Consider the following 17,276-nt stretch of genomic DNA (forward strand, 5'->3'; position numbering starts at 1 on the left):
CGGGGACGGGCCCGGGACACCACCGGGACGGCGCCCACCGCACCGCGGGACCGGACGGGACCGCCGCGCACGGCGGCGGCACCGGCCGGCGCCGCACCCCCCGGCCGCACCGGCCGGAAACGCACCGACCGGACCCCGGCACCGACCAGGCGCCGGCCGCACCGCCCGCGCGGAGCGGCCGGACGGCACCGGCGGCCCGTCGGACAACCGATATAGGAGACATGAGATGACATCGGCCGTGACCATTCCCAGGCAGGGGAGCACTGGAGGGCCTACGGCCGTCGCCGCGAGGGCCCGGCAGATAGTCAAGGCGTACGGCTCGGGGGAGACCCGGGTCGTCGCCCTCGACCACGTGGACGTGGACATCGACCGCGGCCGGTTCACCGCGATCATGGGGCCCTCGGGCTCCGGCAAGTCCACCCTGATGCACTGCCTGGCCGGTCTGGACACCGTGACGTCCGGCAGCATCCATCTCGACGACACCGAGATCACCGGCCTGAAGGACAAGAAGCTGACGCGGCTGCGCCGGGACCGGATCGGCTTCATCTTCCAGGCGTTCAACCTGCTGCCGACGCTGAACGCCATCGAGAACATCACCCTCCCCATGGACATCGCCGGCCGCAGGCCGGACCAGGCGTGGCTGGACCGGGTCGTGGAGACCGTGGGCCTGGCCGGCCGCCTCAGGCACCGCCCGAACCAGCTCTCCGGCGGCCAGCAGCAGCGGGTCGCGGTGGCCCGGGCACTGGCCGCCCGGCCCGAGATCATCTTCGGGGACGAGCCGACCGGCAACCTCGACTCGCGGGCCGGGGCCGAGGTGCTGGGCTTCCTGCGCCGCTCCGTCGACGAACTGGGCCAGACCATCGTGATGGTGACCCACGACCCGGTCGCCGCCAGCCACGCGGACCGGGTGCTCTACCTCGCCGACGGCCGCATCGTCGACGAGATGCACCGCCCCACCGCGGAGGCCGTCCTCGACCGCATGAAGGACTTCGACGCCCGGGGGCGCACGTCATGACCGTGGTGAGAACCTCCCTGCGCAACTTCTTCGCGCACAAGGGCCGCATGGCGCTGTCGGCGGTGGCGGTGCTGCTGTCGGTGGCGTTCGTCTGCGGCACCCTGGTGTTCACGGACACCGTCGGCACCACCTTCGACAAGCTGTTCGCCGCCACCGCCTCCGACGTCACGGTCCTGCCGAAGGACGCCGGGAACGACGAGGGGGCGCAGGGCCGGGGCAGGCCCGAGTCGCTGCCCGCCTCGCTGCTGGAGCGGGTCCGCTCCGTCGAGGGCGTCGCGTCCGCCGAGGGCGCCGTCGTCTCGATGGACGTGACCGTCGTCAACGGCGACAACAAGGACGTCGGCCCGACCAGCGGTGCCCCCACGATCGCGGGCAACTGGGGCAGGGGCGAGCTGCGGTCCATGAAGATCGAGTCCGGGCACGAGCCGCGCGGCCCGGGGGAGGTGATGGTCGACGCCGACACCGCCGACAAGCACGGTCTGGAGATCGGCGACGAACTGCGCACCATCGCGCAGACCGGCGACTTCACCGCCCGGATCGTGGGCGTCGCCGCCTTCAAGGTCACCAACCCCGGCGCCGCGGTGGTCTACTTCGACACCGCCACCGCGCAGCACCGCCTGCTCGGCGCCACCGACCGGTACACCCAGGTCAACGTCACCGCCGCGGACGGCGTCGACGACGCGCTGCTCAAGCGGGACGTCACCGCCGCCCTGGGCGCGGGCGCCTACGAGGTCCAGACGGCCGAGGAGAACGCCGACGCGAACCGCGCGGAGGTCGGCGAGTTCATGGACGTCATCAAGTACGCCATGCTCGGCTTCGCCGGGATCGCCTTCCTGGTCGGCATCTTCCTGATCGTCAACACCTTCTCCATGCTGGTCGCCCAGCGCACCCGGGAGATCGGCCTGATGCGGGCCATCGGCTCCTCCCGGCGGCAGGTCAACCGCTCGGTGCTGGTCGAGGCGCTGCTCCTCGGCCTGGTCGGCTCGCTGCTCGGCGTCGGGGCCGGTATCGGCATCGCCGTCGGCCTGATGAAGCTGATGGCGATGACGGGCATGGAGCTGTCCACCGACGACCTGACCGTCAGGGCGACGACCCCCGTGGCCGGCATGGTCCTCGGCGTGGTCGTCACCGTGCTGGCCGCCTACCTGCCCGCCCGCCGGGCCGGCAAGGTCTCCCCGATGGCCGCCCTGCGCGAGGCCGGCACCCCCGCCGACGGCCGGTCCGGGCTGGTCCGGGGCATCATCGGCCTGGTCCTCACCGGTGCCGGCGCCGCCGCCCTCTACGCCGCCGGCACGGCGGACTCGTCGAGCACGGGCGCGTCGATGCTCGGACTCGGCGTGGTGCTCACCCTGGTCGGCTTCGTGGCGATCGGCCCGCTGCTGGCGGGCGGGGTCGTCCGGGTGATCAGCGCGGTGCTGCTGCGGGCCTTCGGCCCGGTCGGCCGCATGGCCGAGCGCAACGCCCTGCGCAACCCGCGCCGCACCGGCGCCACCGGCGCCGCGCTGATGATCGGCCTGGCCCTGGTGGCCTGCCTGTCGGTGGTCGGCTCCTCGATGGTCGCCTCGGCCACCAGCGAGCTGGACCGCTCGGTCGGCGCGGACTTCATCGTCGAGGGCCGCCAGCCGATCGTGCCGCAGGCCGAGCGGGCGATGCGCGACACGCCCGGACTGGACCACGTCACCCGGTACAAGGTGATCGACGCCCGGCTGACCCTGGCCGACGGCCGCAGCGACGACGACGGCCTCACCGCCGCCGACCCGACGTACGCCGAGGATGTGCGCCGCGCCACCACAGGGGGCACCCTCGCGGACGCCTACGGCACCGACGCCATGTCGGTCGGCTCGGACTTCGCCGAGAAGTACGGGGTGCGCGTCGGCGACACCGTCACCGTCGCCTTCAAGGGCGGCGACACCGCGAAGCTGAAGGTCGCCGCGATCACCGACGACGACGTCGCCATCGACCAGGGGGCCCGGTACATCAGCATCGACACGCTGCGGAAGTACCTCCCGGCCGAGAAGGTCCCGCCGAACCTGATCATGTTCGCCAAGGCCGCGGACGGCCAGGAGACGCAGGCCTACGCCGCGCTGAAGAAGTCCCTCCACGACTACCCGCAGTACCAGGTGCGCGACCAGAGCGACTACAAGAAGGAGCTCCGGGACCAGGTCGGCCAGCTGCTGAACATGGTCTACGGCCTGCTCGCCCTGGCGATCATCGTGGCGGTCCTGGGCGTGGTGAACACCCTGGCCCTCTCGGTGGTCGAGCGGACCCGGGAGATCGGCCTGATGCGGGCCATCGGCCTCTCGCGCCGCCAGCTCCGCCGGATGATCCGCATGGAGTCCGTCGTGATCGCCCTCTTCGGCGCCCTGCTGGGCCTGGGACTGGGCCTGGGCTGGGGCACCACGGCGCAGAAGCTGCTCGCCATGGAGGGCCTGAACGTCCTCGACATCCCGTGGCCGACGATCATCGGCGTGTTCGTGGGCTCGGCCTTCGTGGGCCTGTTCGCCGCGCTGGTCCCGGCCTTCCGGGCGGGCCGGATGAACGTCCTGAACGCCATCGCCACGGACTGACCGCGGGGGTGCGTGAACGAGCCCGGCGCCGGGTCCCACGGGACCGGCGCCGGGCTCACGGCCGTCACGGGGCGGGTGCGGCGGTGCGGCGGTGCGGTGGCGGGGCCGGTGCGGTGGCGGGGGCGCCACGGGAGCGGCGGCGGGCGGGGGCGCCCCGGCCGGCCGGGGGCTGCCGGTCCCGGTGCCGGGGGGCGTGTCCCGGCGGACCCCGGGCGGCCCGGCCGCGGGGCGCGCGCCACGGGGCCCTGTCCGCGGGGCGGGTGCGCGGAGCCCTCGCCCGGCGGGGCGGGCGTCCGGGCACGCCGTTCCGCGGGGGCCGGGGGGAGTACGGCGGCACGGGGCGCGCGGCCCGGGGGAGCACGGCCGCACGGGGGTGCGCGGCCCCAGGGGGTGCCTACCGGAGCGGTAGGCCGCGGGGCGCGCGCCGGGGAGCCCGGCCGCGGGGCGCGCTCCGGGGGGCGGAACCCGTTCGCCGGACCCGGGCCCGGGGCGCGCGGTGGCGTTGTCCACAGGCCCCCGCGCCGGGGCGGGCGGCGTCGTACGCTGGAGAGCCCCCGGCCCCTTCATCCCGCGTCGGGTTCTTCGTGTTGTCCACGGACGGAAAGCGCCCCTTCATGAGCCTGCACGGTCTGCTCGACGCCGTCGTCAAGGACACCGCCCTCGCGGAAGCGATCGCGGCGGCCTCCGACGGCACCCGCATGCACGTCGACCTGGTCGGTCCGCCCGCGGCCCGCCCCTTCACGGTCGCCGCGCTGGCCCGCGGGACGGGCCGCCCCGTGCTGGCCGTCACCGCGACCGGCCGCGAGGCGGAGGATCTGGCCGCCGCCCTGCGCTCGCTGCTGCCCCCCGAGGGCGTCGTGGAGTACCCCTCCTGGGAGACGCTGCCGCACGAGCGCCTCAGCCCCCGCAGCGACACGGTCGGCCGCCGGCTGGCCGTCCTGCGCCGGCTGGCCCACCCGCGCCCCGACGACCCCGAGACCGGTCCCGTCTCCGTCGTCGTCGCCCCGGTGCGCTCCGTGCTCCAGCCGCAGGTCAAGGGCCTGGGCGACCTGGAGCCGGTCTCCCTGCGGACGGGGCGGCGCGCCGATCTCGGCGAGGTGGTCACCGCCCTCGCGGCCGCCGCCTACGCCCGGGTGGAGCTGGTCGAGAAGCGCGGCGAGTTCGCCGTCCGGGGCGGCATCCTCGACGTCTTCCCGCCCACCGAGGAGCATCCGCTGCGCGTGGAGTTCTGGGGCGACGACGTGGAGGAGATCCGCTACTTCAAGGTCGCCGACCAGCGCTCCCTGGAGGTCGCCGAGCACGGGCTGTGGGCCCCGCCCTGCCGTGAGCTGCTGCTGACCGACGAGGTCAGGCGGCGCGCCGCCGTCCTCGCCGAGCGCCATCCCGAGCTGGGCGAGCTGCTCGGCAGGATCGCGGAGGGCATCGCCGTCGAGGGCATGGAGTCCCTGGCGCCCGTCCTCGTCGACGACATGGAGCTGCTGCTCGACGTCCTGCCCGAGGGGTCGATGAGCGTGGTCTGCGACCCCGAGCGGGTCCGCACCCGGGCCGCCGACCTCGTCGCCACCTCGCAGGAGTTCCTCCAGGCGTCGTGGGCGGCCACGGCGGGCGGCGGCGAGGCCCCCATCGACGTGGGCGCGGCCTCCCTGTGGTCCATCGCGGACGTCCGGGACCGGGCCCGCGAGCTGGGCATGATGTGGTGGTCGGTGTCTCCGTTCGCCGCCGACGACGCCCTGGAGGAGGCCGACACCCTCACCCTCGGCATGCGCGCCCCCGACACCTACCGGGGCGACACCGCCCGGGCGCTGGCCGACACCAAGGGCTGGCTCTCCGACGGCTGGCGCACGGTCTACGTCACGGAGGCCCACGGCCCCGCGTCCCGCACCGTCGAGGTGCTCGGCGGCGAGGGCATCGCCGCCCGCCTCGACAAGGACCTCGACACCCTCGCCCCGTCCGTGGTGCACGTCTCCTGCGGCGCCATCGACCACGGCTTCGTCGACCCCGGGCTCGGGCTCGCGGTGCTCACCGAGACCGACCTGTCCGGCCAGAAGGCGGCCGGCCGCGAGGGCGCCCGGATGCCCGCGCGGCGCCGCAAGACCATCGACCCGCTCACCCTGGAGGCGGGCGACTACATCGTCCACGAGCAGCACGGCGTCGGCCGCTACATCGAGATGGCGCAGCGCACCGTGCAGGGCGCCACCCGTGAGTACCTCGTGGTGGAGTACGCCCCGGCCAAGCGCGGGCAGCCCGGCGACCGGCTCTACATCCCCACCGACCAGCTGGAGCAGATCACCAAGTACGTCGGCGGCGAGGCGCCCACTCTGCACCGCCTGGGCGGCGCGGACTGGACGAAGACCAAGGCCCGCGCCAAGAAGGCGGTCAAGGAGATCGCCGCCGACCTGATCAGGCTCTACAGCGCCCGGATGGCGGCCCCCGGCCACGCCTTCGGCGGCGACACCCCCTGGCAGCGGGAGCTGGAGGACGCCTTCCCCTACGCGGAGACGCCGGACCAGCTCACCACCATCGCCGAGGTCAAGGAGGACATGGAGAAGACGGTCCCGATGGACCGCCTGATCTGCGGCGACGTGGGCTACGGCAAGACCGAGATCGCGGTCCGGGCCGCCTTCAAGGCCGTCCAGGACGGCAAGCAGGTGGCCGTGCTGGTGCCGACGACCCTGCTGGTGCAGCAGCACTTCGGCACGTTCGGCGAGCGGTACGCGCAGTTCCCGGTGACGGTGCGGGCGCTGTCCCGGTTCCAGAGCGACGCCGAGGCGAAGGCCGTGCTGGAGGGCCTGCGGGAGGGCTCGGTCGACGTGGTGATCGGCACCCACCGGCTGTTCTCGTCGGAGACGAAGTTCAAGGACCTGGGCCTGGTCATCGTCGACGAGGAGCAGCGCTTCGGCGTCGAGCACAAGGAGCAGCTCAAGAAGCTGCGGGCCAACGTCGACGTGCTGACCATGTCGGCGACCCCGATCCCCCGGACCCTGGAGATGGCGGTCACCGGCATCCGCGAGATGTCGACGATCACCACGCCGCCGGAGGAGCGCCACCCGGTGCTGACCTTCGTCGGCCCCTACGACACCCGGCAGATCGGCGCCGCGATCCGCCGCGAGCTGCTGCGCGAGGGGCAGGTCTTCTACATCCACAACCGGGTGGAGTCCATCGACCGGGCCGCCGCCCGGCTGCGCGAGATCGTGCCCGAGGCGCGGATCGCCACGGCCCACGGCCAGATGTCGGAGCAGGCCCTCGAACAGGTCGTCGTCGACTTCTGGGAGAAGAGGTTCGACGTGCTGGTCTCCACCACCATCGTCGAGTCGGGCATCGACATCTCCAACGCCAACACCCTGATCGTCGAGCGCGGCGACAACTTCGGCCTGAGCCAGCTGCACCAGCTGCGCGGCCGGGTCGGGCGGGGCCGCGAGCGCGGTTACGCCTACTTCCTGTACCCGCCGGAGAAGCCGCTGACGGAGACCGCCCACGAGCGGCTGGCGACCATCGCCCAGCACACCGAGATGGGCGCGGGCATGTACGTGGCGATGAAGGACCTGGAGATCCGCGGCGCGGGCAACCTGCTCGGCGGCGAGCAGTCCGGCCACATCGCGGGCGTCGGCTTCGACCTGTACGTGCGGATGGTCGGCGAGGCCGTCGCGGACTACCGGGCCTCCCTGGAGGGCGGCGTGGAGGAGGAGCCGCCGCTGGAGGTGAAGATCGAGCTTCCGGTCGACGCCCATGTCCCGCACGACTACGCGCCCGGCGAGCGGCTGCGGCTGCAGGCGTACCGGGCCATCGCCTCGGCGGGCAGCGAGGAGGACATCGCCGCCGTCCGCGAGGAACTGGTCGACCGGTACGGGAAGTTGCCGGAGCCGGTGGAGAACCTGTTGCTGGTCGCCGGGCTGCGGATGCTCGCGCGGGCCTGCGGCGTCGGCGAGATCGTCCTCCAGGGCGCCAACATCCGTTTCGCGCCGGTGGAGTTGAGGGAGTCCCAGGAGCTGCGGCTGAAGCGGCTCTATCCGGGCTCGGTCATCAAGCCCACCGCCCACCAGGTGCTGGTGCCCCGCCCGAAGACCGCGAAGGTCGGCGGCAAGCCGTTGGTCGGGCGGGAACTGCTGGGCTGGGTGGGGGAGTTCCTGACCTCGATCACCGGGTCCTAGCCCCGGCCGGCCCCCCGGCACGTTGGCCCGGCAGGCTCTCCGGGTCGCGAGGCACCAACCGGTCTCCCCGGTCGTGAGGCGCCGGCCGGTCTCCCGGTCACGGGGCCCGTACCGGGTGACGGATGCCCGTACCGGCCGCCGGTGCCCGCGGCCCGTACCCGGGCCCGTCCCCGGCGTGACGGCCCGGGGCCGTACGGCGACGCGCACCGCCGTAGGGCCCCGGGAAGCCGCACCGGGGGCGGGCCCGAAGCCGTGCGGGGAGGTGGGTCCCCGCTCCCGGCCGTAGGGGGCGGGTCCGGTCGTCCCCGCGTGGTCCCGGAACGCCCGGCCCGTCCCGCGGGCCGGGCGGTCTCAGTGGTCGCCGGGCCGGTCCCCGCCGCGGCCGCGGTCCATGCCGAGCCGCTGCTCCGCCTTCTGCTGCGCGGTGTCGACCTGCTGCTCGTGCTTGCCGCCGGTTCTCTCGTTGATCTTCCGCTCGACGGCGTCGGACGCCTGCCCGGCCTTGTCCCTGGCGGCCTTGTTGTTCTTGAACCTGTCGAGGATGCCCATGCGGGGCTCCTTCCGGACGTGACTCCCTCCGACGATACGCCCGAGTCCCGGTGTATGCCCGTCAACGCCCTCTATGCCCTGGTCCGCTGGGAGGCTACGGTATTGCCGACGTTGATCGATCAGGGGAGGGGCACGCGTGAGGCGGCACCACAGGGCGGGCAGAATACGGCTGATGGGCACGGGGGCGGCGCTGTGCGCGACCCTGGCGCTGGTCACCGGCTGCGAGGGGCTGGACGACGACCCCTCGGCGGCGACGAGCGGCGGCGCCGCGGCCGCGCCCGGGGCACAGGACGGACGGGCCGTCAGCCCGCTGGTCAATCCCGACGGCACCAAGCCCGGCCTCGCCGTGCTCACCGCCGACGCCGACCGGTCCGGGGCGCTGGCCCTGATAGAGAGCGTGGGCACCAAGGGCCGCGGCCCCAAGACCGGTTACGCCCGGGACAAGTTCGGCTACGCCTGGATGGACACCGCCGACGGTGTCCCGCTGGCGCGCAACGGCTGCGACACCCGCAACGACCTGCTCCAGCGGGACGGCGAGAAGCTGCGCTTCCGCGAGGGCTCCAACTGCGTGGTCATCTCCATGACCCTGCGCGACCCGTACACCGGCACGACCATCGAGTGGCGCAAGGAGAAGGCGAGCGCGGTCCAGATCGACCACGTGGTGCCGCTCTCCTACAGCTGGCAGATGGGCTCGTCGCGGTGGGCGGAGGCGAAGCGCAAGCAGCTCGCCAACGACCCGCTCAACCTGCTGCCGGTCGAGGGCCGGGCCAACTCCTCGAAGGGCGACTCCGGTCCGGCCTCCTGGCTGCCCCCGGACAAGGGCATCCGCTGCGCGTACGCGGCCCGGTTCGCCCAGGTCGCCGTCAAGTACGCGATGCCGGTGACCACGGCCGACAAGGACGCCATGCGGGAGCAGTGCGCCGCCTGACGCCGTTCCGGGCGGGGGTGGCGGTCAGCCGCTCTTCTTCCAGTCGCCGCAGCCGGCGGTCTTGAAGTAGGCGTCGGAGGCACTGACCGTCACCACCGCCGTACCGCTCACGTTGTCGTTCGCCAGGATCGAGTCGAGCCCGTGCTCGGCGTCCTTGGTCCGCTCCCAGTAGCAGCCGTCGTCGGTGTTCCCGGTGGACCGGTAGGTCCCGGGCGCGATGTCGCGGCCCACGGCGAACATGCCCCCGTCGCCCGCCATGGTGGTGACGGGGGTGCCCTTGGCGGCCGGGTCGACGGCCTCCCAGTCGCGGCAGCCGCTGGACTTGAAGAGCTTGTCGCCGTCCTTGACGGTGACGTAGGTCGTGCCGGTCACGTTGTCGTTGGCCAGCAGCGAGTCCAGCTCGCCGGAGGCGTCCTTGGCGCGCTCCCAGTAGCAGCCGTCGTCGGTGTTGCCGGTGGAGCGATAGGTGCCGGGCTTGATGTCCGCGCCCACCCGGAAGTCGCCGTCGCCCCCGAAGGCCGCCTTCTTCTTCTCTTCCTTCTTCTTCCCGCCGGCGTCCCCGGAGTCCTTTCCGGTGTCCTTCGCGCCCCCCGCGCCCTTGTCCGCCGCCGCGGCGGGGTTGCGGTCGCCCGAGCCGCCGTCGCCGTCGTCCCCGCCGGCCACCGACACGGCGCCGATGACGACGATCCCGACGACGGCGCCCAGAGCGATCCTGCCCTTCATGCCCATGACGGATTCCCCTCCCGATGCGGCGACGCCTTCTGGACGGCCATCGCTCGTTCGCGAGGTCAATAACAACAGACCGTGTGAACCGAGTCAACACGGTTCACGTATGAGTGTGAGTACACGTGCGTGAATGGGTTGGGGCGGTGTTCCTCGGTATGCTCGGCGTCACACGGGGGACGGGCGCCCCGCACAGGGACGAGGGGAGCCGGGCCGGTGCAGGACAACGCGACAGAGGTGACCGCCGCCGGGATCGCACGGCTCGCGGGCGTCGGCCGCGCCGCCGTGAGCAACTGGCGCCGTCGCCACACCGACTTCCCCCGGCCCGTCGGCGGCACCGAGGCCAGCCCCTCCTTCGCCCTCGCCGAGGTGGAGGAGTGGCTGCGCGAGCACGGCAAGCTCGCCGAGGTCCCGCTGCGGGAGCAGGTCTGGCAGCAGATCGCCGGTCACCCCGACGGCCCCGTCACCGCCCTCGTCCACGCCGGCTGCCTGCTCCTGCTGCTCCACGACCGGCCCGCCCGCTGGCTGCGGATCAGCGACACCCCCGACGACCGGCTCGCCGGGGCGCTGGGCGAGGCGCTGGAGGACCTGCTCACCGCCCGCCTCGGCGGCCCCCCGGCGGACGGCGTCCCGGACGGCGCCGCCCCGGACGGCCACCACGGCCCGGCGGACCCCGTCGCCCCCGCCGTCCGAGTACCGGACCCCGACGCGCTCCGGGGCTCCCTGCCCCTGCTGCGCGGCACCGCCGAACTCGCCGCCGAGCAGGGCACCCGGCAGACCTTCGAGTTCCTGCTCGGCCGCCACCTCGACGCCAACCCCCGCCAGTACCACCTCACCCCCGCCGACCTGGCCGCCCTCATGGCCGACCTCGCCGGACCCGCCCGCACCCTCCTCGACCCCGCCTGCGGCACCGGCGCCCTGCCCCGCGCCGCCGACCGGCCCGGCACCGGCGCCCCCGGGCGCACCCTGTACGTCCAGGACGCGGCCCCCGACCTCGCCGCGCTCACCGCCCTCCGGCTCGCCCTGCACACCAGGGCCACCGTCCGCGCCGCCGCCGGGGACACCCTGCGCGCCGACGCCTTCCCCGGCCTGCGCGCCGACGCCGTGCTGTGCCACCCGCCGTTCAACGAACGCAACTGGGGGCACGACGAACTCGCCTACGACCCCCGCTGGGAGTACGGCTTCCCCGCCCGCACCGAGTCCGAGCTGGCCTGGGTGCAGCACGCGCTGGCCCGGCTGCGGGACGGCGGCACCGCCGTCCTGCTGATGCCGCCCGCCGCCGCCTCCCGCCGCTCCGGCCGCCGCGTCCGCGCCGACCTGCTGCGCCGGGGCGCCCTGCGGGCCGTCGTCGCGCTGCCCACCGGCGCGGCGCCGCCGTACAACCTCCCGCTCCACCTGTGGGTGCTGCGGCGGCCCGGACAGCCCCCCGCGCAGCCCGAACTCCTGCTCGCCGACGCCGGGCGGTTCGCCGGGGAGGGGCGCGGCGGCCCCGACTGGCGGGCCCTGCGGGAGGCCGTCCTCGACGCCTGGCGCGGCTTCGACCGGACCGGTCACCTCGACGAACGGCCCGGTCTGGCCCGCTCGCTGCCCGTCATCGACCTCCTCGACGACGACGTCGACCTGGCCCCGGCCCGCCATCTGCCGCCCCCCGCCGCCGGCGGCGGCACCGCGCGCCTCGCCGAGCTGCGCGACCGCCTCGGCGAGACCCTCCGGCTGACCACCGGCCTCACCCCCGCCCCGGCCGCGCCCGCCGGGCCCGCCCCCCGCCTGCCCCTGACCACCGTCGGCGAACTCGCCCGCGGCGGCGCCCTGCTGATGCGCACCGGCACCAGCGGCGGCCACGCCCGGGTGCCCGTCCTCACCGACCACGACGTCCTCGCCGGCACCGGCCCCTCCGGCACGCTCCCCGAGAGCGACGACGAACCCGTGCTGATCGAGGCCGGGGACGTCGTCGTGCCCGTCCTCGGCGGCGGCTCGGTCACCCGCGTCGCCGACCCGGCCACGGCCGGGGCCGCCCTGGGCCGCAACCTCGTCCTGCTCCGCCCCGACCCGGCCGCCCTCGACCCCTGGTTCCTCGCCGGGTTCCTGCGCGGCACCGCCAACAACCGCCGCGCCAGCAGCTACGCCTCCACCGCCACCCGGCTCGACGTGCGGCGGCTGCGGCTGCCCCGCCTCCCGCTGGACGCCCAGCGGCGCTACGGCGAGCACTTCCGCGCCCTGGACGAGTTCGAGCGGACGCTCAGGCTCGCGGGCCGCCTCGGCGAGCAGCTGGTCCGGGGCATGTACGACGGGCTCACCGACGGCACCGTGGCCCCCGACTGACCCCCGGGACACGGGACATGACCAGTGCCACAACGGTTCGGTACAACCCCGGGCCACCTGTCCGGGTCGCCCTATACGCTCGACGCGACACGTACGTCCCCCTCCCATGTTCCAGGAGCAGCCATGCACGGCCCCGGCTACCCGCCGCCGACGAAGCGGCCGCCCGCGACGGGGTGGCTGGTCCTCCTGCGCGTGCTGTTCGTGGCCATCGCGGTGTTCAGCATCGGCATGCTGGCCTGGGCGGCGATGCTGCGCCTGGCGATCGTCACCCGCCGGGCCCTGGACTGGTCCCTGTTCGTCGGCGCGTTCCTCGCCGACGGCGTCGCGCTGGTCCTGATCGGCCGGGAGCCCGGCGACGAGATACACACGGCCGCCGGATGGTCCGGGATGGCCCTGCTGCTGGGCACGATGGTCGCCGTCATCGCCTACTACCTGGCCGCCGACGTCCGCCACTTCCACCGGCTCCGCCACGGCGGCCCCGCCCCGGCCGCCCCGGCGTACGGCTACCCGCACCCCGCGGGGCCGTACACGGGCACCACCGTCCCGCAGACCGGCGGCCACCCCGCCGTCCCGGCGCCCGCCGCGCCGTACCCCCCGGCCCCGGCCCCGGTGTCCGCGCCCGCCGCGCCCCGCACCCCGCCCGCGCCGCACACCCCCGTGCCGCACGCAGCGCCGCCCGCCGTGCCCCAGGACCCGTTCGCGCCGCCCCGGATGACGCCCCCGGCCCCCATGGCCCCGCCCGCCCCGATGCGGCAGCAGCCGCCGGCCGCCCCCGGGGCGCCCGCCCGCATCGACCAGGTCCGCGCCGAGCTGGACGAGCTCAGCGACTACCTCCGCCGGCACGACTCCACCGGCGACGGCCCGCGCGAGGGCGGCAGATGACCGGCGCGACCGGCCGTGTCGTCGCCGGCCGCTACGCCCTGTCCACCGTCATCGGCCAGGGCGGCATGGGCCAGGTCTGGACGGCGTACGACCAGCGGCTCGACCGGCGCGTCGCCGTCAAGCTGCTGCGCCCCGACAAGGTGGCCGGACAGGAGGCGGACGAACTGCGCCGCCGGTTCGCCCGCGAGTGCCGGGTGACCGCGCAGGTCGACCACCCCGGCCTGGTCACCGTCCACGACGCGGGCAGCGAGGGCGAGGAGCTGTTCCTCGTCATGCAGCACGTCGACGGCGCCGACCTCTCCGACCACCTCGCGGAGCACCAGCCCTACCCGTGGCAGTGGGCGGTCGCCGTGGCCGCCCAGCTCTGCGCCGTGCTGAGCGCCGTGCACGCCGTGCCGATCATCCACCGCGACCTCAAGCCGCGGAACGTGATGGTGAAGCAGGACGGCACCCTCACCGTCCTGGACCTCGGTGTCGCCTCCGTCATGGACAACGACACCACCCGCCTCACCCACACCGGCTCGCCCATCGGCTCCCCCGCCTACATGGCCCCCGAGCAGGCCATGGGCGGCGCCGTCGGCCCCTACACCGACCTCTACGCGCTCGGCGTCCTGCTGCACGAACTGCTCAGCGGCGACGTGCCGTTCGCCGGGTCCACCGCCCTCGGCGTGCTCCACCGGCACCTGTACGAGCCGCCGCCCGCGGTGCGCCGCGTCCGGCCCGAGGTCCCCGAGGCGCTGGAGACCCTCGTCCTGCGCCTGCTCGCCAAGGACCCGCAGCACCGCCCCGCCTCCGCCCAGGAGGTCTACGAGCAGCTGGCGCCCCTGCTGCCCCCGCGCGGCACCCCCACCGGGGCGCCCCTGGACCCCACCCGGCCCTTCCTGCGCCCGCACGCCCCCTGGCCCGACCGGGCCCGCGTCCCCGCGCCCCGCCCGGCCGCCGCGCCGCCCGCCGCCGGGGACGGGAAGCCGGACGTCGCCCGCGCCGTCGACGACGTCAAGCGCCTCCTAGGGGAGGGCCTCATCACCCAGGCCGTCGACATCCTGGGCGCCATCCTGCCCGTCGCCGCCGAACAGCACGGGGAGCGCTCCCCGGTCGTGCGCACCCTGCGCAAGCAGTACGCCGCCACCCTCATGGACGACGGCCAGTACCGGCGCGCCCTGCCCGAGCTGCGCCGTCTCGCCGACGAGCGGGCCGCCGAGGCCGGTCACGCCGACCCGCAGGCCCTGCGCCACCGCTACGACGCGGCCCAGTGCCTGGAACAGCTCGGGGAGCCCGCCGCCGCCCTCGCCGAGTACCGCACCCTGCTCCCCTACTACGAGAACCGCTACGTGGCGGGGGACCCCGACCTCGCCCACGACGTGCGCCGCCGGATCGGCCACCTGCTGCTCGCCCTCGGCGACCGGGCCGCCGCCCACGACACCCTGGCCCGGCTGCTGCACGACGTGGAACTGCTGCACGGCCCCGGGCACCCGCTGGCGTCCGAGGTCCGCCGGACCCTCCAGTGGCTGGGCCAGGTGCGCTAGTGACCTGAGTCAGAGATATCCGGGTAGTTCTCGCGAGCTGCCCGGCGTGCCGGAGGCCGGATGTCAGCAGGCCGGGCCGCACCTGCCGGCCGCACGGCATCCGGCTGATGGCCGCGATCTGACGAAGAATCTCTGACTCAGGTCACTGGGGCCTCTCGTTCGGATCATGCCGGGCTCGCGGCCCTGGGGCCGCACCTCGCCGCGTTGTCGTCGGTCGCCGGGGCTCCGCCCCGACTCCCTTCTTCGCCTCGCGACGCACGGCGCCGGACCCCGCTCCCTGATCCGGCCCGATCCAAACGAAAGGCCCCAGCCGCCCCCAGCGGCCGGGCCGGGTGGGCCGGCCGCCCGGCGGGGCGGGTGCCCGGAGGGCGGCCCGGGGCCTCCGGACGCGGCCCCGGCACGGGGCGGACGCGGGGGATGGGCCGTTTGCTCCCGGTCAGCCCGGGATGCGCCGAAAGGGGCGGCCCGGACCCGGCGGTGCCCGAAGTCGGCGTGAATCGTTGGTCGAATGGGTTGGCCAGAGCTTGCCCACTGCCTACCATCGATCATCGCAAGACTTTGTGCACCGCCGCACAATCTCCTCGGGAGGTTTCCTTGCACCGCCGCCGTCGCACCGCGCTCCTTCTCACCGCCGCGATCGCCGTCGCGGCACCACTGCTCACCGCGTGCGGGAACGACGCGCATCCGGGGGCGGCGGCCGTCGTGGGCGACCAGCGGATCACCGTGGCCCAGCTGGAGAACCGGGTCGACGAGGTGCGCGAGGCGCAGCGGGCCGCCGTGCCGGACGAGGAGCAGTACCGGCAGGTCCTCGCCCGCACCGGCAGCCTCACCCGCGACACCCTGCACAGCATGGTCCTGGACCGGGTGCTGGACGGTGCCGCCCAGGAGGCGGGCGTGACCGTCACCCGCAAGGAGGTCCAGCGGATGCGGGCCGGCATGGAGCAGCAGGCGGGCGGCGCGAAGGAACTGGAGACGGCCTGGCTCCAGCAGTACGGGGTCGCCCCCGAGCGGCTCGACGACAACCTCCTGCTCCAGCTCAAGGCCCAGAAGCTCGCGCGCAGCCTCGGCACCGACACCGGCCAGCCGCAGTTCTGGAAGGCGCTCACCGAGGCGTCCGAGCGGCTCGGCATCGACATGAACCCGCGCTACGGCACCTGGGACGCGGAGCGCAGCGGACGCGTCGACGCGAAGACGCCGTGGCTGCGCGAGGTCACCGCGGCGGGGTCCGAGCAGCCGGTGTGACGGCGCCGTCCGGCGTCCGGTGATCCCGGGCGCGCCGGACGGTCCGGGAGGCGCCGGACGACGGCCCGGAGCGACCGGCGCCCTGGGGCGACCGACGGGCCGGGTATCCGACGGGCCGGGTATCCGACGGGCCGGGTGACCGACGGGCCGGTATGCCTGTCGGTCCGGGCCTGTGGACGGCCGGGGCCGGGGCCTGTGGACAACCCGGGGGCCGGTCGGCGGGGTGGGTTACGTTCTGATGGTGAACGCGACCAGTCCCCAGACCACCCCCGCCGAGGGCCGCATCGTCCTCCTCACCACCAGTCACCGTGTCGCCCCGGGGCTGCTCTCCTGGCCCGCCTGGCAGGCGCTGCGCGCGGCCGACCGCGTGCTGTGCGCCGACGGGACGCATCCGCAGCTCCCGTACCTGAGAGAGGCCGGCATCGAGGTCGAGCAGGCGACGCCGGACGCCGAGGAGCTGGTCGGCGCCTGCGCGGGCGGGCTCTCGGTGGTGGTCGTGGCGACCGGCGCGGGCGAGCCCGCCCTCACCGACGGCCTGGCCCGCCTCGCGGGCTCCGGGCGGGTGCGGATGCCCGAGCTGGAGCTGCTCCCCGCCTCCTACGACCTGCCGGGTGCCCGGCTGCTGGATCTCGTCCAGGTGATGGACCGCATCCGGGTGGAGTGCCCCTGGTCCTCCCGGCGCACCCATGAGGATCTGGCCAAGCACGCCCTCGAAGAGGTCTACGAGCTGGTCGAGGCGATCGAGGAGGGCGACCGCGAGGAGATGCGCGAGGAGCTGGGCGATGTCCTGCTCCAGGTCGTCTTCCACGCCCGGATCGCCGAGGAGCACCCCGAGGCGCCGTTCTCCGTGGACGACGTGGCGGGCACCCTCGTCGACAAGCTCGTCCACCGCCACCCCCATGTCTTCGGGGACGCGACGGCCACGACCCCCGAGGAGGTCCGGGAGCACTGGCTGCGCACCAAGGCGGTGGAGAAGCGGCGCACCTCGGTCACCGAGGGCGTGCCGATGGGCCAGCCCGCCCTGGCCCTCGCCGCCAAGCTGGCCTCCCGGGCGCGCACGGCGGGGCTGGACGTGCCGCTGCCCCGGGGCGAGGGCGTCGGCTACGAGCTGCTGTCCCTCGCCGCCCGCGCCGAGGCCGAGGGCGTCGACCCCGAGGCCGCGCTGCGCGCCGCCTCCCGCGCCTACCGCGACGCCATCCGGGGGGCCGAGGGATGACACCTCCCACGGACGGCCCGGCGGCCGACGGCCACGGGGCCGCGGCGGGCGGCTCCGGCTCCGGCTCCGGCGCGGGAGCGGGCGGCCGCGGCGCGGGGGCGGAGGACGGGGCGGGGCCCGGGGGCGCGGGGCGGGGTTCCGTACCGGCGCCCGGGCCG

Annotated in this window: 11 protein-coding genes; 9 read left to right on the forward strand and 2 right to left on the reverse strand. The window is 74.9% G+C overall.

What is annotated here, in order from left to right:
• Positions 1–226 precede the first annotated feature (226 nt).
• From ACZ7LB_RS25245 to mfd, 3 genes are all read left to right on the forward strand, one after another.
• Positions 227–1,015: an ABC transporter ATP-binding protein gene (locus ACZ7LB_RS25245; RefSeq protein WP_471471411.1), complete on the forward strand. Its 789-nt coding sequence runs from the start codon at positions 227–229 to the stop codon at positions 1,013–1,015.
• Positions 1,012–3,582, forward strand: a complete 2,571-nt coding sequence (locus ACZ7LB_RS25250) for an ABC transporter permease (RefSeq protein WP_471471412.1) — start codon at positions 1,012–1,014, stop codon at positions 3,580–3,582. The genes ACZ7LB_RS25245 and ACZ7LB_RS25250 overlap by 4 nt, the downstream gene beginning before the upstream one ends.
• Before the next feature lie 614 nt (positions 3,583–4,196).
• Complete coding sequence (gene mfd, locus ACZ7LB_RS25255) at positions 4,197–7,730, forward strand: transcription-repair coupling factor (protein WP_471471414.1); 3,534 nt, start codon at positions 4,197–4,199, stop codon at positions 7,728–7,730.
• A gap of 351 nt (positions 7,731–8,081) precedes the next feature.
• Here the strand turns inward: mfd and ACZ7LB_RS25260 are convergent, their stop codons facing one another.
• A complete protein-coding gene (locus ACZ7LB_RS25260) occupies positions 8,082–8,279 on the reverse strand; it encodes an antitoxin (protein ID WP_471471415.1) in 198 nt (65 codons plus the stop codon).
• Between the two features lie 172 nt (positions 8,280–8,451).
• On the opposite strand from ACZ7LB_RS25260, the gene ACZ7LB_RS25265 reads away from it, so the two are divergent.
• The gene (locus tag ACZ7LB_RS25265; protein WP_471471417.1) at positions 8,452–9,207 is read left to right on the forward strand and encodes an HNH endonuclease family protein; all 756 of its coding nucleotides are present in this window, start codon (positions 8,452–8,454) and stop codon (positions 9,205–9,207) included.
• Positions 9,208–9,231: 24 nt separating this feature from the next.
• On the opposite strand, the gene ACZ7LB_RS25270 is transcribed toward ACZ7LB_RS25265, so the two are convergent.
• A complete protein-coding gene (locus tag ACZ7LB_RS25270; protein WP_471471419.1) occupies positions 9,232–9,936 on the reverse strand; it encodes a hypothetical protein in 705 nt (234 codons plus the stop codon).
• A 210-nt stretch (positions 9,937–10,146) separates the two neighbouring features.
• Here ACZ7LB_RS25270 and ACZ7LB_RS25275 point away from each other — a divergent pair, with 210 nt between their 5' ends.
• The 5 genes from ACZ7LB_RS25275 (at position 10,147) to ACZ7LB_RS25295 (ending at position 17,118) form a co-directional block, all read left to right on the forward strand.
• Complete coding sequence (locus ACZ7LB_RS25275) at positions 10,147–12,252, forward strand: N-6 DNA methylase (protein ID WP_471471421.1); 2,106 nt, start codon at positions 10,147–10,149, stop codon at positions 12,250–12,252.
• 123 nt (positions 12,253–12,375) lie between these two features.
• The gene (locus tag ACZ7LB_RS25280; protein WP_471471423.1) at positions 12,376–13,134 is read left to right on the forward strand and encodes a hypothetical protein; all 759 of its coding nucleotides are present in this window, start codon (positions 12,376–12,378) and stop codon (positions 13,132–13,134) included.
• Entirely contained in the window at positions 13,131–14,660 is a 1,530-nt protein-coding gene (locus ACZ7LB_RS25285) for a protein kinase domain-containing protein (RefSeq protein ID WP_471471425.1), read from the forward strand. Before ACZ7LB_RS25280 ends, ACZ7LB_RS25285 begins: the two co-directional genes overlap by 4 nt.
• A 594-nt stretch (positions 14,661–15,254) precedes the next feature.
• The gene (locus ACZ7LB_RS25290) at positions 15,255–15,902 is read left to right on the forward strand and encodes a SurA N-terminal domain-containing protein (protein WP_471471427.1); all 648 of its coding nucleotides are present in this window, start codon (positions 15,255–15,257) and stop codon (positions 15,900–15,902) included.
• A gap of 238 nt (positions 15,903–16,140) precedes the next feature.
• Positions 16,141–17,118, forward strand: coding sequence for a nucleoside triphosphate pyrophosphohydrolase (locus ACZ7LB_RS25295; RefSeq protein ID WP_471471429.1), 978 nt, complete (start codon positions 16,141–16,143; stop codon positions 17,116–17,118).
• Positions 17,119–17,276 lie beyond the last annotated feature (158 nt).

It is taken from the genome of Streptomyces sp. NPDC107521 (assembly GCF_055598485.1).

Bases quoted from the DNA above. Each gene is read 5' to 3' on its own strand.
- mfd (WP_471471414.1), top strand. From the start codon at position 4,197: ATGAGCCTGCACGGTCTGCTCGACGCCGTCGTCAAGGACACCGCCCTC.
- ACZ7LB_RS25245 (WP_471471411.1), top strand. From the start codon at position 227: ATGACATCGGCCGTGACCATTCCCAGGCAGGGGAGCACTGGAGGGCCT.
- ACZ7LB_RS25295 (WP_471471429.1), top strand. From the start codon at position 16,141: ATGGTGAACGCGACCAGTCCCCAGACCACCCCCGCCGAGGGCCGCATC.
- ACZ7LB_RS25270 (WP_471471419.1), bottom strand. From the start codon at position 9,936: ATGGGCATGAAGGGCAGGATCGCTCTGGGCGCCGTCGTCGGGATCGTC.
- ACZ7LB_RS25260 (WP_471471415.1), bottom strand. From the start codon at position 8,279: ATGGGCATCCTCGACAGGTTCAAGAACAACAAGGCCGCCAGGGACAAG.
- ACZ7LB_RS25285 (WP_471471425.1), top strand. From the start codon at position 13,131: ATGACCGGCGCGACCGGCCGTGTCGTCGCCGGCCGCTACGCCCTGTCC.
- ACZ7LB_RS25250 (WP_471471412.1), top strand. From the start codon at position 1,012: ATGACCGTGGTGAGAACCTCCCTGCGCAACTTCTTCGCGCACAAGGGC.
- ACZ7LB_RS25265 (WP_471471417.1), top strand. From the start codon at position 8,452: ATGGGCACGGGGGCGGCGCTGTGCGCGACCCTGGCGCTGGTCACCGGC.
- ACZ7LB_RS25280 (WP_471471423.1), top strand. From the start codon at position 12,376: ATGCACGGCCCCGGCTACCCGCCGCCGACGAAGCGGCCGCCCGCGACG.